This window comes from Amycolatopsis sp. NPDC051903, from assembly GCF_044452505.1.
In the GTDB taxonomy this organism is placed as follows: Bacteria; Actinomycetota; Actinomycetes; order Mycobacteriales; family Pseudonocardiaceae; genus Amycolatopsis.
Genome location: NZ_JBITBT010000060.1, coordinates 1 through 21,172 on the forward strand (window position 1 = coordinate 1; position 21,172 = coordinate 21,172).

Sequence of the window (21,172 nt, forward strand, 5' to 3'; positions counted from 1 at the left end):
TTGCTCTCAAAGGAAACCCCGACGAGGGGGTTTCACTACATAAGCTCTACTGGCTTAGTTCACTAGCACACTGTTGAGTTCTCAAGCAACACACCTCAGTCAAACCCGGGCCCCTCGGGGCCGAACTCGACCGAAGCGGTCATTCCTAGCAGTTTGTGGTGGGACACCCACTCAATCGCCTGAGGCGAGAGCTTGGTTCGTGTCCCGGTGGCCACCCGGTTTCCCTGGCGACTTGAAGAACTTTACACGCCCCGAAACGACCCGAAACAGGGGGGTCCCTTAACCGCGTTCCCGCAGGTCAGAGCCCGGCTTCGGGCCGCCCGGCGCGATCAGCCGCCGAGGCTGACGCCGGCGACGTTGCGCTTGCCCTTGCGGACCACGAGCCAGCGGCCGTGGAGCGCGTCGGACGCGGCCGGCTTCCACTCCTCGTCGGCGATCTTCACGTTGTTCACGTACGCGCCGCCCTCCTTCACGGTGCGGCGCGCGGCGCCCTTGCTGTCCACCAGTCCCCCGGCGACCAGCAGGTCGACGATCGTCGACCCGTCGGTGACCTCGCCGGTCGGCACCTCGGCCATCGCCGCGTCGAGCGTCTTCGCGTCGAGCTCACCCAGCTCGCCCCGGCCGAACAGCGCCTGGCTGGCCGCGATGACCTGCTGCGTCTGGTCCTCGCCGTGCACGAGGTTCGTGATCTCCTCCGCGAGCCGCTTCTGCGCTGCTCGCAGGTGCGGCCGCTGCTCGGTGTCCTCGGCGAGCGCGTCGATCTCCTCCCGGGTGAGGAAGGTGAACATGCGCAGGTAGCGGATGACGTCGGCGTCCCCGACGTTCACGAAGTACTGGTACCAGGCGTACGGCGAGGTCATCTCCGGGTCGAGCCACAGGTTCCCGCCGCCGGTGGACTTGCCGAACTTGCGGCCCTCGGCGTCGGTGACCAGCGGCGCGGTCAGCGCGTGTGCGGCACCGCCGTCGACCCGCCGGATCAGGTCGACCCCGCCCACGAGGTTGCCCCACTGGTCCGAGCCGCCGACCTGCAGCTTGCAGCCGTACTGCCGGTGGAGCTGCAGGTAGTCCTGCGACTGCAGCAGCAGGTAGCTGAACTCGGTGTAGGACATGCCGTCGGACTCGAGCCGGCGCTTCACCGTCTCCCGGTTCAGCATCACGTTCACCGAGAAGTGCTTGCCGACGTCACGCAGGAACTCCAGCACGTTCTGCTGGCCGGTCCAGTTGAGGTTGTTCTCCACGATCGCGCCGGTCGGCGAATCGTCGAACTCCACGAACCGCTCGAGCTGCCCGCGGATGCGCCCGGCCCACTCCGCGACGACGTCGAGGGTGTTGAGCGTGCGCTCCCCCGTGTCGCGCGGATCCCCGATCATCCCCGTCGCGCCACCGGCCAGCACGATCGGCCGGTGGCCGGCGCGCTGGAAGCGCTTGAGCATCAGCAGCGGGACGAGGTTGCCGGCGTGCAGGCTGGCCGCGGTCGGGTCGAAGCCGCAATAGAGGGTGAGGGGTCCCTGGTCGAGTTCTCGCCGCAGCGCGTCGATGTCGGTGGACTGCGCGATCAGGCCGCGCCAGGACAGCTCGTCAAGGATGTGCTCACTCACACCTGTAGATCCTCCCGCACCAGGTCAACCGACTATCCCGCGGGTCGCACCTGCCGCCGTTTGCCGCCGCGGCGGTAGGTGGACACGGCGGGCGAGCCGTCGACCCAGAACCGCCACGGGGTGTCCATCGCCATCGCGACGCCGACGCGCGGACCGCTGCGGATCTGCTCCGGCGGCACCCGTTCCGCCGTGCGCAAACGGACGGGGGACGACGGATCGGTGAGGTCGACGCCGTTCTCCGTCCGGTCGATGCCCAGCACGGACGTGAGGATCGCGGGTCCCTTGGCGAGCTCGCCATTCCCGCGGGCGTGGGGACGCCGCGCCCGCACGAGGTTCGCGCCCTGCACCACTTCGCCCGCGCGCAGCAGCACCGCACCCGGCTGACCGTCTTCCGTGCCGACGATGTTGGCGCAGAAGTGCATGCCGTACACGAAGTACACGTACAGGTGCCCGGCCGGTCCCCACATCACGGCGTTGCGCGGGGTCTTGCCGCGGTAGCAGTGCGAAGCCGGGTCGTCGAGACCGCGGTAGGCCTCCACCTCGACGAGCCGCACCCCGACGGTGCCGTCGGGCGCATCGGCCTCCAGCACCGCACCGAGCAGCAGGTGCGCCAGGTCGACCGGATCCAGTGCCAGTTCCTCGCGCCGGAACAACCGGTCCACGCGTGCTCCCCTCGTTCCGCCCCAGCCTAACCGGGCGGCCCGGACGGGCCGGGGAGGCCAACCTCCCCGGCCGCGCTCACGGCGCTACTTGAGCCACTGGCGCACGGTGGCCGCGCGCTCGACCAGCCGGTCGAGCTGCTCGGCGACGCGTTCGGGTGCCGTGCCGCCGCGGGCGTTGCGCGAACGCACCGAACCCTCGACGGTGAGCACCTCGCGCACGGCCGGCGTGAGCGCCGGGTTGATCGCCTGGAACTCCTCGTCGGTCAGCTCGTCGAGCCCCACCCCGCGGCCCTCGGCCACGCGCACGCTCTCCCCCGCGGCTTCGTGCGCCACGCGGAACGGCACACCCTGGCGCACCAGCCACTCGGCGATGTCCGTGGCGAGCGTGAACCCGGCCGGGGCCAGCTCGGCGAGGCGATCGGTGTGGAACGTGAGTGTCGAGAGCATGCCCGAGATCGCCGGGAACAGCAGTTCCAGCTGCTCGACCGAGTCGAACACCGGCTCCTTGTCCTCCTGCAGGTCGCGGTTGTACGCGAGCGGCTGCGCCTTCAGCGTCGCCAGCAGGCCGGTGAGGTTGCCGATCAGCCGGCCCGCCTTGCCGCGCGTGAGCTCGGCGACGTCCGGGTTCTTCTTCTGCGGCATGATCGAGCTGCCGGTGGCCCACGCGTCGTCGAGGGTCACGTAGCCGAATTCGGCGGTGTTCCAGATGATCACCTCTTCGGCGATCCGCGACAGGTTCACCGAGAGCATCGCGACGGTGAACGCGAATTCGGCGACGAAGTCACGCGAAGCCGTGCCGTCGATGGAGTTCTCGACACTGCGGTCGAAGCCCAGCTCCGTGGCCACGGCCTCCGGGTCGAGGCCGAGCGACGAGCCCGCCAGCGCACCCGAGCCGTACGGCGATTCGGCGGTGCGGGCGTCCCAGTCGCGCAGGCGGGAGACGTCGCGCAGCAGCGCCTGGCCGTGGGCCAGCAGGTGGTGCGCGAGCAGCACGGGCTGGGCGTGCTGCAGGTGCGTGCGGCCGGGCAGGATCGCCCCGGGGTGGCGCTGTGCCTGCGAGACGAGCGCGTCGACGACGTCGAGCGTGCCCGCGACGACGCGGCGCGCGGCGTCGCGGAGCCACATGCGGAACAGCGTCGCCACCTGGTCGTTGCGTGACCGGCCCGCGCGCAGCTTGCCGCCGAGTTCCGTGCCGGCGCGTTCGAGCAAGCCGCGCTCCAACGCGGTGTGCACGTCCTCGTCGGCCACGGTCGGGGTGAACGCGCCGGACGCGACGTCGGCCGCCAGCACGTCGAGTGCTTCCAGCATGCCGGCGAGCTCCTCGTCCGTGAGCAGCCCCGCCTTGCGCAGCACCCGCGCGTGGGCGCGCGAGCCGGCGATGTCGTAGGGCGCCAGGCGCCAGTCGAAGTGGGTCGAGGCGCTCAGCGCCGCCATCGCCTCGGCCGGTCCGCTGGCGAACCGGCCACCCCACAGCTGCACCGGCTGGTCTTTCCCGCTCACGTTCTGCCTTTCTCGCTCCGGCGTCTCAGGACGCGCGGTGGTTCGGGTGGTCCGGGTGTTCCCGCCCGGTCAGGGGACGGTACCGCCGGCCGACGGGACGCAGGTGCCGGGCGCGCCCGGCCTCGCCGCGCCGGCCCGTCACGACGGCCGCACCGCCGTGGAAGACCATGCGGACGTCGCCGCACACGTGCTCCTGCGCGTGGCGCACGAACGCGTCCAGCGGTTCGCGCAGCGGCGAAGTCCAGAGACCGTCGTGCACGAGCTCCGTCCAGCGCCGGTCCACGGACTGCTTGAACCGCGCCAGGTCGGCTTCGAGCGTCAGGTTCTCCAGCTCCCGGTGCGCGGTGATCAGCGCCCACGCGCCCGGGGCTTCGTAGACCGCACGCCCGTCGGTGGCCAGGTCGAAGCGGCCGACGCCGTGGGCGCCCGCGCGGTGCCCGAGCCGCAGGACGGCCTCGGCGACGCTCACCGTCTCGCCGTCGACGGCCACCGGCACGCCCCGGTCGAAGGTGACCACGACCTCGTCCGGCGCGTCGATGTTGGCCGCGACGTCCTCGGTGTAGGAGTAGACCGGCCGGTGCCACGGGTCCGGGTCCGTGGTGTCGACGGCGCGGCCCCAGAGCGTGCGGTCGGGTGAGAGCAGGCCCCGGGTTTCGCGGGGCCGGTGGATTTCGGCGCCGTCCGCGATCAGCGCCAGGTGCTTCTCGACCAGCGGCCGCGCCAGCGAACCGACGAGCGGGTACCGGTCGAACAGCACCGCGTTGGCCTGCAGCGCGGGCAGGCAGTGCTCGTCCGCGAACTCGGCCCGCGCGTCGACCACGATCGCTTCCGCCGCACCGCAGCCGAGAGCGCGTTCGCGCAGTGCGGCCAGGTCCACGTCGCCCGCGCCGAGGTCGACGGCGACCGCGACCACGTCGGTCTCGCGCGCGAGCCGGGTGATCGCCGCCGAACCGGCGGGCCCGCCCGCGTAGGCGACGACGACCGTCACGGCTCCTCCTCGCCCGAGCCCCGGGCGAGCGCGGTGAACCGATCGGCCAACTCCTTGCCGCTCAACGGTTCCCTGGCGATCACCGCGACCGTGTCGTCGCCGGCGATGGAGCCGACGACCTCCTCGAGCGCGGCGCGATCGATGGCACTGGCGAGGAACTGGGCCGCGCCGGGCGGGGTCCGCAGCACCGTGAGGTTGCCCGACGCGTCGGCCGACACGAGCAGCTCCGCGAGCAGCCGGGACAGGCGCGACGTGCCGCCCTGCACCCCGCGCACGGGGCTGCCGTCCTCGGGGATCACGTACACCGGTGCCCCCGAGTCGGCGCCGCGCAGCTTCACGGCGCCGAGCTCGTCGAGGTCGCGCGACAGCGTCGCCTGCGTGACCTCGATGCCCTCCGCGGCGAGGAGCTTGGCGAGCTCGGTCTGGCTGCGGATGGCCATCGTGGACACCAGTTCGGTGATGCGGGCCTGCCGCCCGACCCGGCTGCCGGTCATCGCCCGCTCTGCTCGAAGAGCCAGACGAGCAGCGCCTTCTGCGCGTGCAGGCGGTTCTCGGCCTCGTCCCACACCGCGCTGGCGGGGCCGTCGAGCACCTCGTCGGTGATCTCCCAGCCGCGGTGCGCGGGCAGGCAGTGCAGCACGACGGCCTCGTCGGCGGCGCGCTTGAGCAGCTCGGCGTTCACCTGCAAGGCGCGGAACGGGCCGACGCGGTCGAGCCCGTCGTTCTCCTGGCCCATCGACGTCCACGTGTCGGTGACCAGCACGTCCGCGCCGGCCACGGCGTCGTACGGGTCGGTCACGACCACCGCGCTGCCGCCGGTCTCGGTGCCGCGGTGCTTCGCGTCGAGCATCACCTGCTGGTCGGGCTGGAAGCCCTCCGGCGAGACGACGCGCACGTGCATGCCCGCGGTGACGCCGCCGAGCAGCAGCGAATGGGCCATGTTGTTGGCGCCGTCGCCGAGGTACACGAGCGTGAGCCCGGCGAGCTTGCCCTTGCGCTCGCGGATGGTCATGAGATCGGTGAGGACCTGGCACGGGTGGAACTCGTCGGTGAGCGCGTTGACGACCGGCACGCCGGCGACCGACGCCATGGCGTCGATGCGCTTCTGCGCGAAGGTCCGCCACACGACGGCGTCGACGTAGCGCGACAGCACGCGCGAGGTGTCCTCGATGGTCTCCTCGCGGCCCAGCTGCATCGAGCGGCCGTCGACGATCACCGGGTGCCCGCCGAGCTGGCTGATGCCGACCTCGAACGAGAACCGCGTGCGGGTGGAGTTCTTCTCGAAGATCGCCGCGACCGTCTTGCCCGCCAGCGTCTTGGTGCCGAGTGGGTCGGCCTTGAGCCGGTCGGCGAGGTCCAGGAGCGCGGCCTGCTCGGCGGGGCTGACGTCGTCGTCGCGGAGGAAGTGGCGAGGCATCAGTTCGGATCCTTCGTGGTGGTGGAGTCGAGCGCGGCCGGGAGGGCGGAGACGAAACCGTGGGCCTGGTCGGCCTCGAGCACCAGCGGCGGGGCGAGCCGGATGGTGTCGGGCGCGACCGGGTTGACGAGGTACCCGGCGTCCTGCGCGCTCTTCGCGACGGCGGCCGAGACGGGTTCGCGCAGCGTGATGCCGAGCAGCAGGCCCGCGCCGCGGACCCCGGTGACGAGCGGGTGGCCCAGCGCCTCGACGCCGGCGGCGATGTCCTTGCCGAGCGACGAGACGTGGTCGAGCAGGTTGTCGCGCGCGATGGTGCGCAGCACGGCGAGCCCCGCCGCGCAGCACACCGGGTTGCCGCCGAACGTCGTGCCGTGCTGGCCCGGCTTCATCAGCTCGCCCGCCTCGCCGACGCCGATCACGGCACCGATGGGCAGCCCGCCGCCGAGGCCCTTCGCGAGCGTGATGACGTCGGGAACGACGCCGGTCTGCTGGAAGGCGAACCAGGTGCCGAGCCGGCCGATGCCGGTCTGCACCTCGTCGAGCACGAACAGGGTGCCCGTCGCCTTGGTGATCTCACGCGCCGCCTGCAGGTAGCCGTCGGGCGCGGGGATCACGCCCGCCTCGCCGAGCACCGGTTCGAGGAACACCGCGGCGGTGTCGGTGTCGACGGCCGCGCGCAGGGCCTCGACGTCGCCGTACGGCACGTGCGTGATGCCGGGGACCAGCGGTGCGAACGGCTCGCGCTTGCCGGGCTGGCCGGTGAGCGACAGGGAGCCCATGGTGCGGCCGTGGAACGCCTTCTCGGTGGCGACGATCTTGGTGCGCCCGGTGAGGCGGCTGATCTTCAGCGCGGCCTCGTTGGCCTCGGCGCCGGAGTTGACGAACAGGACCTTGCCCTGTCCGGTCAGGCCGGCGACGTCGAGCAGCAGCTCGGCGAGCTCGAGCGCGACCGGGTTCACGTACAGGTTGGACGTGTGGCCGAGCGTCGCGATCTGCTCGGACACGGCGCGCACGACCTCGGGGTGGGCGTGGCCGAGCGCGTTGACGGCGATGCCACCGACGAGGTCGAGGTACTCGGTGCCATCGGCGTCCCACACCTTCGCGCCCTCACCACGCACCAGGGTGAGCCCGGGGGTGCCGTAGTTGTCCATCAGGGCCGACTGCCAGTGCTGCCGGCCCGCCTCGTTCGAGGTGGGGGTGGTCACGGGAGCTCCGTTTCTTCAGGAAACACCATGGTTCCGATGCCGCGCGAAGTGAACACCTCGAGGAGCACGGAGTGGGCGAGACGGCCGTCGATCACGTGGGCGCGGCGCACGCCGCCGCGGACCGCGCGCACGCAGGCCTCCATTTTCGGGATCATGCCGCTGGCCAGGCCGGGCAGCAGCTTCTCGAGGCGATCGACCTGGATGCGGTCGATGAGCGACGAGCGGTCCGGCCAGTGGGCGTAAAGGCCTTCGACGTCGGTGAGCACCACGAGCTTCTCGGCGTCCAGGGCCGCCGCGAGCGCGCCCGCGGCCGTGTCGGCGTTGACGTTGTGCACCACGCCGTCGACGTCGGGGGCGACCGTCGACACCACGGGGATGCGGCCCGCGTTCACGATGTCCAGCACCGCGTCGGGGTTCACCGCGGCGACTTCGCCGACGAGGCCGATGTCGACCTGCTCACCGTCCACAGTGGCCTGTTTGCGCTCGGCGGTGAACAGCCGCGCGTCCTCGCCGGAGATGCCGACGGCGTACGGGCCGTGCGCGTTGATCAGGCCGACGAGCTCCCGGCTGACCTGCCCGACCAGCACCATGCGGACGATGTCCATCGTCTCCGGCGTGGTCACGCGCAGGCCGCCCTTGAACTCGCCCTCGACGCCGAGGCGGGTGAGCATCGCGGTGATCTGCGGACCCCCGCCGTGCACCACCACGGGGTGCAGGCCCGCCAGGCGCAGGAACACCATGTCCTGCGCGAACGCCGCCTTGAGGGTGTCGTCGATCATCGCGTTGCCGCCGTACTTCACCACCACGGTGGCGCCGTGGAAGCGCTGCAGCCACGGCAGCGCCTCGATCAGAACTCCGGCCTTCTCGGCCGCCGTCGCGAGCCGCTCGTCCGCGGAAATCAGGTCCTCCGTGCCGGTCATGAGGAGTAGGCGCTGTTCTCTTCGACGTAAGCGTGGGACAGGTCGGTGGTGTAGACGGTGGCGGTGCCGTCGCCGAGGCCGAGGTCCACGACGAGGTCGATCGCGCGGCCGGACAGGTCGGCCGCAGTGCGGTCCTCGCCGGTGGTGCCGGCGGTGAACAGGGTGACGCCGTTGACCGTGATCGACAGCTTGTCCGGCTCGACGCGCGCGGCCGAGCGGCCGGTGGCCATGGCGATGCGGCCCCAGTTGGGGTCGGAACCGAAGAACGCCGTCTTCACGAGGTTGTCCTCGGCGATCGTGCGCGCGACGGTGACGGCGTCGGCCTCGGACGCCGCACCCTTCACCGTGACGTCGACGTCCTTGGTCGCGCCTTCGGAGTCGGCGCGCAGCTGCAGCACGAGGTCGTGGGCGACGGCGGTCAGCAGCTCGGTGAGCTCGGCCTCGGATGGCTCGACACCGCTGGCACCGGACGCGAGGACGAGCACCGTGTCGTTGGTGGACGTGCCGCCGTCGACGTCGAGCCGGTCGTAGGTGACGCGCGTGGCGGCGCGCAGGGCGCGGTCGAGGGTTTCCTTGTCCACCACAGCGTCCGTGGTCAGGACCGACAGCATCGTGGCGAGGTTCGGCGCGAGCATGCCCGCGCCCTTGGCGAACCCGCCGGCGCTCCAGCCGTTGTCGTGCTTCGCAAACGCTTGCTTCGGCTTCGTGTCGGTGGTCATCACGCCGGTGGCGGCGTTGAGGCTTCCCTCCGGGCTCGCGTCGAGCGCCTTGGCGGCACTGTCCACACCGGACAGCACGGCGGCCATCGGCAGCCGCTCCCCGATCAGGCCGGTGGAGCACACGGCGACCTCGATCGCGCCGACGGACAGCACGTCGGCGACCTTCTCGGCGGTCGCGTGCGTGTCCTGGAACCCGCCGGGCCCGGTCGCCGCGTTGGCGCCGCCCGAGTTGAGGACGACAGCCTTGAGCTTCTGCTGCTTCAGCACCTCCTGCGACCACAGCACGGGCGCGGCCTTCACGGCGTTGCGCGTGAAGACGCCCGCGGCGACGTCGAGCGGGCCGTCGTTCACGACGAGCGTGAGGTCGAGCGCGCCGGAGGCCTTGATGCCGGCGGCGACACCCGCGGCTCGGAACCCCTTCGGTCCGGTGACGGTCACGGTGCCACTCCCACGCTGGAAAGTCCGGTGGCCTCGGGGAAACCGAGCGCCAGGTTCATCGACTGGACGGCACCGCCCGCGGTGCCCTTGGTGAGGTTGTCGATCGCGGTGACGACGACGAGGCGGCCCGCGTCGGCGTCGACCCCGAGCTGCAGCTGCACGTTGTTCGAACCCACGACGGCGGCGGTCGCCGGCCACTGTCCGGCGGGCAGGACCTGCACGAACGGCTCCGCGTCGTAGGCCTTCTCGTAGACCTCGCGCACGGCCGCTTCGTCGGCGTCGCCCACCACGCGCGCGCTGGCGGTGGTGAGGATCCCGCGCGGCATCGGCGCGAGGACCGGCGTGAACGACACCTTCACCGGCGTGCCGGCCACCCCGGACAGGTTCTGCGCGAACTCCGGCGTGTGCCGGTGCGCGCCCGCCACACCGTACGGGCTGGCGTTGCCCATGACCTCCGACGCGAGCAGGTTCGGCTTGAGACTCTTGCCCGCCCCGGAGGTGCCGGTGACGGACACGAAGGTGACGTCGGGCTCGACCAGGCCCGCGGCCAGCGCGGGCGCGAGGGCCAGCGAACCGCCCGTCGGGAAGCAACCAGGGACGGCGACGCGCTTGGTCCCGACGAGCTTCTCGCGCGCGCCGGGCAGCTCGGGCAGTCCGTACGGCCACTGGCCGGCGTGCTCGCCGCCGTACCAGCGCTGCCAGTCGGCGGAGTCGGCGAGCCGGTGGTCCGCGGCGAGGTCCACCACGAGCACGTCCGGGCCCAGCTGCGCCGCGATCTCGGCCGAGTGGCCGTGGGGCAGCGCGAGGAACACGACGTCGTGGCCCGCCAGCGTTTCCGCCGTGGTCTCGACGACCACGCGGTCGGCCAGCGGTGCGAGGTGTGGCTGGAGCGCGCCCAGCTTCGCCCCCGCGCTGCTCGCCGCCGTCAGCGCGCCGATCTCGACTTCGGGATGGGTCAGCAACAGGCGCAGCAGTTCGCCGCCCCCGTACCCGCTTGCTCCGGCCACCGCGATCTTCACCGTCATACGAATGATTATGCACGACTGTGCAAGCTCAAACAAACGGGTTGTGGCGGCGACCTCCCTCAGCCGGCGCGAGGTGCGCCGGGTCCGCGGCCACGGACCCGGCTCGCTCACCTACTCCCCCCTCTCGGCCGACTCTCGTTGGCTCGGTGGCGCCGGCAGGTGGTGTCCCGGCCGTTCCGGATCGCAGCCGACGCGGGGCAGGCGGGCGCGAATCCCGCCCGCGGTGCGCGCGAAGCGGCGGGCCAGCTCGGCCACCGGCTCGCCCGCCAGCCACGCGGATTCGAGTTCCGCGTCCAACTCGGCGGACCACGGTTTCCCTTGCTGCGCGGGCCGTTCGCCGGATCTTCGGCGCGGCCCGCCCGTGCCCGCGAACGCGTGGAGGCTGCCGGCCAGCAGGTCGGCGACCGCGGGCACCGCGGTGGTGTCGAGCTCGAGCCTGCCGTGCGCGACGGGCTCGCCTTCGGGACCTTCGCCGCCGACGGTGACCGTGACGCGGCCCTGCTCCACCGGTTCGCCCGCCTGGGCGATGACGGCGATCTGGTACTGGACGTTGCCCACCCGGACCTCGGTCCGGTGCTCTTCGATGATCGTCATGGCGGGGAAGGTAGCGCCTGCCCCCGACAGAATTCGCTCACGGACCGCTTCCGGGTGACTCCGCTCCGAAATTGTCGGACCCGCGTCGTAGCGTGTCCGGGTCATCACGAACAGCGACCGAGGGGGATCGGTGGACGAGCGCAGATCGGTAGAAGAACACAGATCGGTGGCAGAACACAGACGAGTGCCCCGGCCTGGCGGACCAGACCGGGGCACCGGGAGGAACGACTCAGAAGCGCGGCAGCCGCGCGAGCGCGGGTGTGTCGCTCTTCTGCTGAGCCTGGTCCGACGCGCCGGCGGGCACCGGCGGTGGCACCGGTTCGCACCGGGCGTCGGAGTGGTTGCCCGGCGTGCGCTTCGGCAGCGCGCCCGTCGCGAGGTAGTCGGCGACCTTGTCGTCCACGCAGGCGACCCCGGACAGCGAGCCGGCGTGCGTCGTGCCACCGGGGGCGCTGATCAGGCTCGAGTTCGGGAAGAGCTTGCGGACCTCGAGGCTGCCCTCGTACGGCGTCGCGGCGTCGAGCTCCTCACTGATGAGCAGGATGCCGCCGACGTCGCCGCCGTCGACCTCCACCGGCTTGCCCGGCTTCGCGGGCCAGTTCAGGCACGGCGCGTTGAACCACGTGTTGCCCCACGTCTCGAACGGCGCGCGGAAGTAGGTCTTCCAGGTGTCGAGGCGCCAGCGGTGCCAGTTCGCCGGCCACTGCACGTCGGTGCACTGGACGGCGCTGTAGACGGCGTAGCCGTTGTCGTCACCGGGCGGGTTGGACTCGTCGTAGAGCTTCTTGAGCGTCTGCCAGTCGCCGCGGTGGACCCAGCCGTCGAAGGCCTTCGCCATGTCCTCCCAGCCGAACACGTAGTACCCGGCCTGCAGGAAGACGTCGGTCCACTCGTCGCCGCCGATGACCCCGCCCGCGGGGGTGCGCTCGAGCTTCTTCTGCTGGTCGTACCAGAGCTTCTCGACCTCGGCGCCGGTGTTGCCGAGGTGGTAGACGCTGTCGTACTTCGCCAGCCAGTCGAAGTAGATCTTGATGTTGCGGTCGAACGCCACGTCCTGGTCGAGGTTGGCCTGGTACCAGACCTTCCGCGGGTCGACGTTGCCGTCGAGCACCATCCGGCGCACGTGCCCCGGGTACAGCGTGCTGTAGACCTGGCCGAGGTAGGTGCCGTAGGAGAAGCCGTAGTAGTTGATCTGCTTCTCCCCCAGCGCCACGCGGAGGCTGTCCATGTCCTGCGCGACGTCGGTGGTCTTGACGTGGTCGAGGATCGCGCCGTTCTTCGCGCACGCCTTCGCGTAGCCCTCGGTCTTCGCGAGCCAGGTGCGCTCGAGCTGCGGGGTAGCGGGCACGTACGGCGGGCGGTCGGAGGAGAAGTAGTTCCCGTCGCACGTCACGGCCGGTTTGCTCGAGCCGACGCCGCGCGGGTCGAACCCGATCCAGTCGTAGGCCTCGCCGGCGTGGTTCGGCACGTACTTGCCGAGCGTCGACAGCCCGAGCCCGGAACCACCGGGGCCGCCCGGGTTCACGAGCATCACGCCCTGGTACTGCGCGGACTTGTGCTTGATCCGCGAAACGGCGACCTGCACCTTCGCGCCGGAAGGCTGGTCGTGGTCCATCGGGACCACGAGGAAACCGCACTCGGCGCCGGCGTTCTTGAGGCTCGCGGACTGGCACGGTCCCCAGCTGATCGGCGGCGGGGTGTAGCCGGCCGGCCCCGTCGCCGACACCGCGCCGGCGACGGGCGCGGCGGCCAACGTGCCGGCCGCGACACCCGCGGCGGCCAGCACGGCAAGGATTTTCTTCACGGTGGTCCTTCTCGTTCGCGGGTTACCGGAATTCGTCGAAGCTACCGACAACCCGGAACAATCTCCTCGAACGACACGAGTTGCGCCAGCCGCCTTCCGCCGGCGGCGGGCGCCCGGGAGGTGACCGCGGATGGGTGCGGACCACGCGTTGATCTCGGCTGTCCGAACCGGACTCGCCGAGCGCGCCGACCCGGCGAAAGCGCCCGCGATGCAGGCGTACATGAAGTCCGGCATGCCGTTTCGCGGGGTGGCGAAACCCGCACGGAGCGCGCTCATGAAGGAGGTCTTGGCCACCCACGTTCTGCCCGATCGGGTGAGTTTTTCAACCACCGTCCTGGCTCTGTGGCGCGAAGCTGCCTACCGCGAAGAGCGCTACGCGGCGATCGACCTTTCGGGCCACCGCGTGTACCGCCGGTGGCAGGACCCGGACCTCCTCCCGCTCTACGACGAGCTCATCGTGACCGGCGCGTGGTGGGACTACGTGGACGAGGTCGCGATCCGCCGGGTCGGGCCGATCCTGCGGGCGCACCGCGGGGAGGTCACGCCCGTGCTGCTGCGGTGGGCGTCCGACGCCGACCGCTGGCGCCGCCGCACCGCGGTGATCTGCCAGGTGACGGCCAAAGCGGAGGTCGACCGCGACCTGTTGACCACGGCCGTCGAGGCCAACGAGTCCGACCAGGACTTCTTCCTGCGCAAAGGCATCGGCTGGGCCCTGCGCGACCACGCGCGGACCGATCCGGACTGGGTGCGCTCCTTCGTCGACGACCACCCTGGCCTGTCGCCACTGTCCACACGGGAGGCACTGAAGAACCTGGCCTGACCCGGCGCGAAGTGGCTGGGGCGCGGTGAAAAGCCGGGTCTGGAACGGGGCGGAGGCACGGTCCTACAGTCGGTTCGGCGGGAGGGAGACGATGATGGCCGACTTCGCGCGGGGCCGCGTCACCGCGAACGGGATCACGTTCGAGTACCTCGAGGCCGGCGACGGGCCGCTGGCGCTGTGCATGCACGGGTTCCCGGATACGCCGTTCACCTACCGGTACCTGCTGCCGGCGCTGGCCGATGCCGGGTTCCACGCGGTCGCGCCGTTCGCGCGCGGGTTCGCACCCACCGAACTGCCGCCGCTGCGGCACTTCGTGCACACGAGCGTGATGGTCGCCGACCAGATCGCGCTCGGGCAGGCGCTCGGCGGTGGGCCGGACGCGCTGCTGGTCGCCCACGACTGGGGTGCCGTCGGCGCGTGGGGCGCGCTCGGGCGCGCCCCCGAGCTGTTCGGGCGCGCGGTGATCCTCAACATCCCGCCGTTCGAGATCTTCGGGGAGAACCTCGGCACGTACGCCCAGATCAAGAGGAGCTTCTACTTCTGGTACTTCCAGATGCAACGGGTGATCGAGGACCGGATCCGGCAGGACGACTTCGCCTTCATCCGCGACATCTGGGGCGACTGGTCCCCCGGCTACGAGGCGGACGAAGACCTCGGCTACCTGCGCGCCGCGCTGGCCGATCCCGACCACCTGCACGCGGCGCTGGGCTACTACTGGGGCCAGTTCGACCCGACCCGCTTCGGCACGCCCGAGTGGCTGGCCGAACAAGCGGCCGCGTGGGGTGGCTCCGCGCCGCAGCCGACGCTGTACCTGCACGGCACCACCGACGGCTGCCACGGCATGACGGCGCAGCAAGTGCAGCGGGTGCGCGAATTCGGCGGCCCGGGCTCGGACTCCGCACTGATCGAGGGCGTCGGCCACTTCATGCTGGTCGAACAGCCCAAGGACCTGAACGAACGCATCACCGGCTGGCTGAGCCGCACGAAATAGCCGTCGTCGCGCGCGTTCCGACTCGGCCTCGGGTGGCTCGGCCCGAGTGCTGTACGGACCTCCCGCGCAGGATGGCGGACCTGCGAGCGGTCGTGTGCCGGTGCGGCGTGATCGTGCTCATCGACGTCGGACCCGGCGGCCGCGGTGACGGTACCGGCTCGCTGCCGGGCCAGTCGTGGGACAACGATGACGTGGTCCGGCGAAGAGATCAGCCGGTGCGCCTGAGCACCGACACGCCCAGCACCAATCGGGACGGCCGCGCCCAGGCGCCGAGTGTGTACCGCGTTGTGGACAACGAGAGCCGGCGACCGATCGGCGCCACGCTGACCTTGCGCGGCTGCGAACTGCGCCGCGCCGTGGGCTGAACGCTCAGGCCGCTCGGCGTCGACGTCGAAAAGAGCAACCGCCGCCGGCTCGGTCAGCCTGACCTCGATCGTCGGGATCGACATCGCGCGGAGGACGGCGATGTCACCGTGCGGCCCGGGACGGTCGCCGGTGGACGTTCGTCAAAGCCGGGCAGGAGTCTCGGCGCGCCGCGCGCGGAGCATGCCCCAGCCGACGAGGGCGGCGGCCACGGCCGTGAGCGACAGCCCGGCGATCGTGCCGGCCGAGCGGAATTCCGCGGTCTGCTGCGCGCTCCAGCCCGGGCCGGCGATGTCGCCGGTGAACAGCGCCGCGAGGATCGTGCCGGTGAGAGCGAGACCGGCGCCGGAAGTGACCTCGGTCGCGGTGTCGGTGAGGGCCGCGCCGATCGTGGTGCGGTCGTCGGGCAGGCCGCGCAGCACGTTGACGCCGGCGACGACACCGACCACGCGCATCCCGGCGGGCACGAGCACGAGGGCGAGCGCGACCCACCCGTAGCCGAACCGGCCCAGCAGCCCGTAGCAGGCGAGCCCGGCCACGACCGCGGCCGCGCTGAGCCACGCGGCGCGGTCGAGCCCGACCCGCCGCACGAACGGGGATATGACCGCGCCACCCGCGACGAGGACGACGACCTGCGGCAGCATGCCGAGCGCGGCGAGCGCGGGCGGCCACCCCCAGTCGAGCTGCAGCTGCAGCGTCACCAGGTAACCGAGCCCGCTGGTCGCCAGCCCGGCCGCCGCCTTGAACGCCAAGCCGCTCGAGACGAGGGGATGGGCGACGAGCGTGAGGTCGAGCAGCGGGTGCCGCGCCGAACGCTCGCGCAGGACGAAGAACACCGCCGCCCCGACGGCCGCCGCTGTGGCCGCCCACGCGAGCCCCGAGCCGGCGCCTTCGTTCACGAACAGCGTCGGAGCGACGAGGGCGAAGACGATCGCCGCCGTACCCAGCAACGCGCCGGCGACGTCGACCGGGTCGCGGTGCAGGTCGGCCGCGACGTCCGCGGTGATGCCCCACCGCACGCCGGCGATCGCGAGCGCGGCGATCGGCACGTTCACCAGCAGCAGCGCCTGCCACGGCACGATCGCGAGCACGAACCCGCCCGCCGTCGGGCCGATCGCGAGCCCCACCAGGCCCATGGTCGAGATGAGGGTGGTCGCGCGGACCCGCAGGCCGTCGTCGGCGAACAGGCGGAACGCCAGCGCCATCGAGCCCGGCGTCGTCATCGCGGCCGCGAGCCCCATCAGCGCCCGCACGGCGATCAGCTCCTCCGCGGAACGGACGAACACCGTCGCCAGACTGGCCGCCCCGAGCAGGACCAGTCCGGCGAGCATGACCCGGCGCCGGCCGAACCGGTCCGCGAGCGCGCCGAACGCCAGCATCAACCCGCCGAACACGACTGCGTACGCGCCCGTGACCCACTGCACCGCGGTCGTCGAGGCGTGCAGTTGGCGGCCGATCGTGGGCAGCGCGATGTTCAGGATCGAGTTGTCCAGCATCTCGAAGAGGAACACCGCGGACAGGCCGGTCAAGGCCACCCACGCCTCCCGCAGCGGTCGCGGGGACCGCGCGGGCCCGACCGCAGCGTCGACACGCACTGAGAACTTCCTTCGGGTCGTGATCCCGGCGGGGATCGTGGTGAAGCCGGCCGAACTCGCCGGACCGGAGGCCGGCCGCGCCGGTGGGCAACCGGCCGGGGCGCACCCGGGGACAATGCCGGTGACCCGCCTGCACGGACAGCACTAAGTTAATCGACTAAGTTTAGTTACACAAGAGAGTGAGGCCGGATGCCCAGGACCGACAAGCGCGGCGGGCCGCAGACGCGGGCGAGGATCGCGGAGGTTGCGGCCCGGATGTTCCTCGAGCGCGGCTTCGACGCGGTCACCGTCGCCGAGGTCGCGCGGGAAGCCGGGGTGTCGAGCGTGACGGTCTTCAACCACTTCCCGCGCAAGGAGGACCTCTACCTGGACCGCGCGGCCGAGGCTGTCGAGCTCCTGCGCTCGGCGGTGCGTGATCACGCGCCGGACACCGATGTACTGGCGGCACTGCGTGAGCTGACGCTCCGGCTGGCCGACGACCGCCGGCCGCTTTCGGGGCTCGCCGACGGGTCGGTCCCCTTCTTCAAGACGGTCGCGGGGTCACCCGCGCTGATCGCGCGCGCCCGGGAGATCGCCGCGGAGCTCCAGCAGACCCTCACCGAAGTGCTCGAGCCGGCGTTCGAAGGTGACGGGCCGCTGCTCGCGGCATTTTTCATCGCCGGCTACGGCACCGTGCTGACGGAAACCGCGCGTCGCCTGCTCGACGGCGATCCGCTCGGTGCCGTCGCGGCCGACCACCGCGCACGGCTGGAGGGACTGTTCGACGCCCTCCGCACCGGAGTCGTCCCCCGGCCGTGAGCCGGCGCTCTTCGGTCGACGAGGTCTGGCTCTCCTGGTCCCCGTTACGACTGTGGGCCGGAAACTCCGCGCTACGGCGGGGTTTCCGGCCCACAGTGGGTTCAGGGGATCAGGCGCGGATGGTCGCGCCGAACCGTTCCCCGGCGGCGGAGACGGCGGCATCGCGCGCCTTGGTCGCCTCGTCGACGGTCAGCGTGCGATCCGGGGCCCGGAAACGGAGTTTGTAGGCCAGGGAACGCTTGCCGTCGCCGACTTGGGTGCCGGTGTAGACGTCGAAGAGCGTGATGTCCTCGAGCAGGTCACCGGCGCCCGTGCGCAGCACCTCGGCGAGATCGGCCGACGGGACGTCCGCGCCGGCGACCAGCGCGACGTCGAGCAGCACCGGCGGGTAGGCCGAGACGGTCGGAGCCGGACGCGAGTCCGGGAGCGGGATCGCGTCGAGGTCGAGCTCCATCGCGACGGTGCGCGGCGGCAGCCCGAGGGCCTCGACGACCTTCGGGTGCAGCTCACCCGCGTGGCCCACCGGCCAGTCGCCGACGCGCAGCTGCGCGCAGCGGCCCGGGTGCCACGGCGGCAGGTCCGACGACTGCACCGTCAGCTCCACCCCGGCGGCTTCGGCCACGAGCCGTGCGGCCTCGACGGCGTCGGCCCAGCCGGCCGGCTCGCCCTTGCCCCACCAGCCCGTGCGGCGGCGCAGGCCGGTGAGCACCACGGCGACGTGCAGCGGCTGCGCGGGCACCGCGGCTTCCAGTACCGCGAGCTCCTCGTCGCTGGGCCGGTGCTCGACGCCCAGGTCCGGGACCTTCAGCTGGTGCGGCTTCGGCAGCACGACCTGGCCGATGTGGAACAGCGACACGTCCTTCATGCCGCGGGACACGTTGCGCTGCAGCGTGTCGAGCAGGCCCGGCAGGAGCGTCGTCGACATCCGATCGTGGTCGGCTTCGAGCGGGTTGCGCACGCGCACCGTCGAGCGGCGCACGTCGTCCTCGGGCAACCCGAAGGCGTCCCACACGGAGTCGCCGACGAACGGGAAGGGCAGCACCTCCACGTAGCCGGCCTCGGCCAGGGCGCGCGCGATGCCGCGGCGGCGCTTCTGCGACTCGGTGAGCCCGCGGCCCGCGGGCGCGGCGGGCAGGACCGACGGGATGCTGTCGTAGCCCTCCAGGCGCAGCACCTCTTCGACGAGGTCGGCCGGCTGCACGAGGTCCGCGCGCCAGCTCGGCGGCGTCGCCGTGACGACGGAGACGCCCTCGTCGGTGGTGCTCACCTGGACCTTGCAGCCGATCTGCGCGAGCCGGCGGACGGTGACGCCGCGCTCGTACCGCACACCGGCGACCTGATCGGGCAAGTTGATCGGCATGGTCACCGGCGCGTGCGGCTCGACGCCACCCTCGTCGGTGCGGCCCGGCTGGATCGCGCCCTCGCCGTACTGGCGCAGCAGGCGCGCGGCCAGCTCGACCGCGGCCGCGCACAGCGCCGGGTCCGTGAACCGCTCGAAGCGCTTCGCGGCCTCGGAGAAGAGCTTGTGGCGCCGCGCCGTGCGGCTGATCGACGCCGGGTTCCAGTGGGCGGCCTCGAGCAGCACGTCGGTGCTCTCCGGCGTGATCTCCGTGCTGGCACCACCCATGGTGCCCGCCAGCGAGATCACGCCCGAGTCGTCGGCGATCACGATGTCGTCGGCGTCGAGCGTGCGCACGGCGTCGTCCAAAGTGGTCAGCTTCTCGCCCGGCTTCGCGCGGCGCACCACCAGGTCGCCCTGGATCGCGCTGGTCGCGAACGCGTGCAGCGGGTGGCCGAGTTCGAGCATCACGTAGTTGGTGACGTCGACGGCCAGCGAAATCGAGCGGATGCCCGCCAGCATCAGGCGGCGGCGCATCCACCACGGCGTCGGCGCGGTGGCGTCGAGCCCCGTCACGCGGCGCAGCACGAACCGCGGGCAGCCCTCGGGATCCTCGACCCGCACGGGCCACGCGTCGCCCTCGGCCTCGGGGAGCTCGAGCAGGGCCGGGTCGCCGAACGGGACGTCGAGCGCGTTGGACAGCTCGCGCGCCAGGCCGCGGATCGACAGCGCGTAGCCGCGGTCCGGGGTCGGCGTGACCTCGATGACGGTGTCGTTGAGGCCGAGCAGTTCCTTGGCGTCGTCGCCCGGGCTCGCGGTGCCCGGGGGCAGCACGAGGATGCCGGTGTGGTCGTCGCCGAGCCCGAGCTCCTTGGCGGAGCAGATCATGCCGTCGCTGATCTTGCCGTACGTCTTGCGCGCGGCGATCGCGAAATCGCCCGGCAGCACGACTCCCGGCAGCGCGACCACGACGAGGTCGCCCTCGGCGAAGTTGCGCGCGCCGCAGACGATGCCGCGGGTCTTGATGCCGTGGGGACCCTCGTTCTCGATCGGGCCCTCGTCGTCCTCGTCTTCGTCCTCGTCGGACTCTTCCGAGGCGTCGTCGTCGAGCTCCTCGCCGACCTCGACGCGGCAGAACCGGACGGGCTTCTTGAACTCCGTCAGCTCCTCGATCTCCGCGACGCGGCCGACCACGAGCGGGCCGGTCACGGGGCCGAGCTCGCTCAGCTCGTCGACCTCGATCCCGATCCGCACGAAAGCGTCGGCCAGGTCCTGGGGCGTGACCTCGTCACCCACGTCGAGGTGCTCGGTCAGCCAGCTCACCGGGACTCGCACTACGCCTCCGTTCCGAAGGGAAGGGTGAACCGGACGTCGCCCTCGACCATGTCGCGCATGTCCGGGATGCCGTTGCGGAACTGCAGCGTCCGCTCGATGCCCATGCCGAACGCGAAGCCCGAGTACACCTCGGGGTCGACGCCGCAGGCGCGCAGCACGTTGGGGTTGACCATGCCGCAGCCGCCCCACTCGACCCAGCCGGGGCCGCCCTTCTTCTCCTCGAACCACACGTCCACCTCGGCGGAGGGTTCGGTGAAGGGGAAGAAGTGCGGGCGCAGCCGCGTCTTGGAGCGCTCGCCGAACATGGCGCGCGCGAACGCGTCGAGCGTGCCCTTGAGGTGGGCCATGGTGATGCCCTTGTCGACGGCGAGGCCCTCGACCTGGGTGAACACCGGCGTGTGCGTGGAGTCGAGCTCGTCGGTGCGGTAGGTGCGGCCGGGGCACACGACGTACACCGGCAGGTCTCGGTGCAGGAGGCTGCGGGCCTGCACGGGCGAGGTGTGCGTACGCAGCACCAGGCCGGAGTCCTCTTCGCCCACGTAGAACGTGTCCTGCAGCTGGCGCGCCGGGTGGTCCTTGCCGAAGTTCAGCGCGTCGAAGTTGAACCACTCGGCCTCGAGCTCCGGGCCTTCGGCGACCTCGTAGCCCATGGCCACGAACACGTCGGCGATGCGCTCGGAGACGGTGGCGATGGGGTGCCGGGCACCGCGCGGAATCTGGTCCCACGGCAGCGTGACGTCGACGGCTTCCTCGAGCAGCACGTGCTCGTCGCGCTCCGCCTGCAGCACCGCGCGGCGTTCGTCGAACGCGGCCTGCGCGGCCTGGCGGGCCTCGTTGACCCGCTTGCCGGCCTCGGCCTTCTCCTGCTTGGGCAGCGAGCCGATCTCCCGGCGGGCGAGCAGCAGCGGCGACTGGTCACCGAGGTGGGCCGGTTTGACGGCGGCGAGGGCCTCCAGGTCGGCGGCACCGGCGAAGGCCTCTTCGGCCGCCTTGATCGCCGCGCGCAGGGTTTCCGGTGCGAGCACGTCGACCGGCTTTTCTGTGGCTCCGGACATGACTCC

19 protein-coding genes are annotated in these 21,172 nt (G+C 71.7%); 4 read left to right on the plus strand and 15 right to left on the minus strand.

What is annotated here, in order from left to right; translation table 11 throughout:
* Positions 1-329 precede the first annotated feature (329 nt).
* The 12 genes from tyrS to ACIA77_RS49785 all read right to left on the minus strand — a co-directional run bounded on the left by tyrS (position 330) and on the right by ACIA77_RS49785 (position 12,870).
* Entirely contained in the window at positions 330-1,598 is a 1,269-nt protein-coding gene (gene tyrS, locus ACIA77_RS49730) for a tyrosine--tRNA ligase (RefSeq protein ID WP_395893237.1), read from the minus strand.
* A 32-nt stretch (positions 1,599-1,630) separates the two neighbouring features.
* Positions 1,631-2,260 carry a DNA-3-methyladenine glycosylase gene (locus ACIA77_RS49735; protein WP_395893238.1) on the minus strand — a complete coding sequence of 210 codons (630 nt, stop codon included), beginning with the start codon at positions 2,258-2,260 and terminating at the stop codon, positions 1,631-1,633.
* An 84-nt stretch (positions 2,261-2,344) separates the two neighbouring features.
* Positions 2,345-3,760: an argininosuccinate lyase gene (gene argH / locus ACIA77_RS49740; RefSeq protein ID WP_395893239.1), complete on the minus strand. Its 1,416-nt coding sequence runs from the start codon at positions 3,758-3,760 to the stop codon at positions 2,345-2,347.
* A 25-nt stretch (positions 3,761-3,785) separates the two neighbouring features.
* Positions 3,786-4,748, minus strand: a complete 963-nt coding sequence (locus ACIA77_RS49745; RefSeq protein ID WP_395893240.1) for an argininosuccinate synthase domain-containing protein — start codon at positions 4,746-4,748, stop codon at positions 3,786-3,788.
* Complete coding sequence (locus tag ACIA77_RS49750; protein ID WP_395893241.1) at positions 4,745-5,242, minus strand: arginine repressor; 498 nt, start codon at positions 5,240-5,242, stop codon at positions 4,745-4,747. The genes ACIA77_RS49745 and ACIA77_RS49750 overlap by 4 nt, the downstream gene beginning before the upstream one ends.
* Entirely contained in the window at positions 5,239-6,165 is a 927-nt protein-coding gene (gene argF, locus ACIA77_RS49755) for an ornithine carbamoyltransferase (RefSeq protein WP_395893242.1), read from the minus strand. The genes ACIA77_RS49750 and argF overlap by 4 nt, the downstream gene beginning before the upstream one ends.
* Positions 6,165-7,370 carry an acetylornithine transaminase gene (locus ACIA77_RS49760; protein ID WP_395893243.1) on the minus strand — a complete coding sequence of 402 codons (1,206 nt, stop codon included), beginning with the start codon at positions 7,368-7,370 and terminating at the stop codon, positions 6,165-6,167. Before ACIA77_RS49760 ends, argF begins: the two co-directional genes overlap by 1 nt.
* Positions 7,367-8,290: an acetylglutamate kinase gene (gene argB, locus ACIA77_RS49765; protein ID WP_395893244.1), complete on the minus strand. Its 924-nt coding sequence runs from the start codon at positions 8,288-8,290 to the stop codon at positions 7,367-7,369. Before argB ends, ACIA77_RS49760 begins: the two co-directional genes overlap by 4 nt.
* Positions 8,287-9,447: a bifunctional glutamate N-acetyltransferase/amino-acid acetyltransferase ArgJ gene (gene argJ, locus ACIA77_RS49770; protein WP_395893245.1), complete on the minus strand. Its 1,161-nt coding sequence runs from the start codon at positions 9,445-9,447 to the stop codon at positions 8,287-8,289. The genes argB and argJ overlap by 4 nt, the downstream gene beginning before the upstream one ends.
* A complete protein-coding gene (argC, locus tag ACIA77_RS49775; RefSeq protein WP_395893246.1) occupies positions 9,444-10,472 on the minus strand; it encodes an N-acetyl-gamma-glutamyl-phosphate reductase in 1,029 nt (342 codons plus the stop codon). The genes argJ and argC overlap by 4 nt, the downstream gene beginning before the upstream one ends.
* A gap of 111 nt (positions 10,473-10,583) precedes the next feature.
* Positions 10,584-11,066 (minus strand): helix-turn-helix domain containing protein, encoded by a 483-nt coding sequence (locus tag ACIA77_RS49780; protein WP_395893247.1) that lies wholly within the window; start codon positions 11,064-11,066, stop codon positions 10,584-10,586.
* A 229-nt stretch (positions 11,067-11,295) separates the two neighbouring features.
* Positions 11,296-12,870 (minus strand): alpha/beta hydrolase, encoded by a 1,575-nt coding sequence (locus tag ACIA77_RS49785; protein ID WP_395893248.1) that lies wholly within the window; start codon positions 12,868-12,870, stop codon positions 11,296-11,298.
* A gap of 130 nt (positions 12,871-13,000) precedes the next feature.
* On the opposite strand from ACIA77_RS49785, the gene ACIA77_RS49790 reads away from it, so the two are divergent.
* The 3 genes from ACIA77_RS49790 (at position 13,001) to ACIA77_RS49800 (ending at position 15,046) form a co-directional block, all read left to right on the plus strand.
* Positions 13,001-13,690 (plus strand): DNA alkylation repair protein, encoded by a 690-nt coding sequence (locus tag ACIA77_RS49790; protein WP_395893249.1) that lies wholly within the window; start codon positions 13,001-13,003, stop codon positions 13,688-13,690.
* Between the two features lie 94 nt (positions 13,691-13,784).
* On the plus strand, positions 13,785-14,681 hold the full coding sequence (locus tag ACIA77_RS49795) for an alpha/beta fold hydrolase (RefSeq protein WP_395893250.1): 897 nt from the start codon (positions 13,785-13,787) through the stop codon (positions 14,679-14,681).
* A 71-nt stretch (positions 14,682-14,752) separates the two neighbouring features.
* Positions 14,753-15,046, plus strand: coding sequence for a hypothetical protein (locus ACIA77_RS49800; RefSeq protein WP_395893251.1), 294 nt, complete (start codon positions 14,753-14,755; stop codon positions 15,044-15,046).
* Between the two features lie 141 nt (positions 15,047-15,187).
* On the opposite strand, the gene ACIA77_RS49805 is transcribed toward ACIA77_RS49800, so the two are convergent.
* Positions 15,188-16,639: an MFS transporter gene (locus ACIA77_RS49805; protein ID WP_395893252.1), complete on the minus strand. Its 1,452-nt coding sequence runs from the start codon at positions 16,637-16,639 to the stop codon at positions 15,188-15,190.
* A 189-nt stretch (positions 16,640-16,828) separates the two neighbouring features.
* On the opposite strand from ACIA77_RS49805, the gene ACIA77_RS49810 reads away from it, so the two are divergent.
* Positions 16,829-17,437, plus strand: coding sequence for a TetR/AcrR family transcriptional regulator (locus tag ACIA77_RS49810; RefSeq protein WP_395893253.1), 609 nt, complete (start codon positions 16,829-16,831; stop codon positions 17,435-17,437).
* A gap of 109 nt (positions 17,438-17,546) precedes the next feature.
* Here the strand turns inward: ACIA77_RS49810 and pheT are convergent, their stop codons facing one another.
* A complete protein-coding gene (gene pheT / locus ACIA77_RS49815; RefSeq protein ID WP_395893254.1) occupies positions 17,547-20,111 on the minus strand; it encodes a phenylalanine--tRNA ligase subunit beta in 2,565 nt (854 codons plus the stop codon).
* Positions 20,111-21,166, minus strand: coding sequence for a phenylalanine--tRNA ligase subunit alpha (gene pheS, locus ACIA77_RS49820; RefSeq protein ID WP_395893255.1), 1,056 nt, complete (start codon positions 21,164-21,166; stop codon positions 20,111-20,113). The genes pheT and pheS overlap by 1 nt, the downstream gene beginning before the upstream one ends.
* Positions 21,167-21,172: the final 6 nt, after the last annotated feature.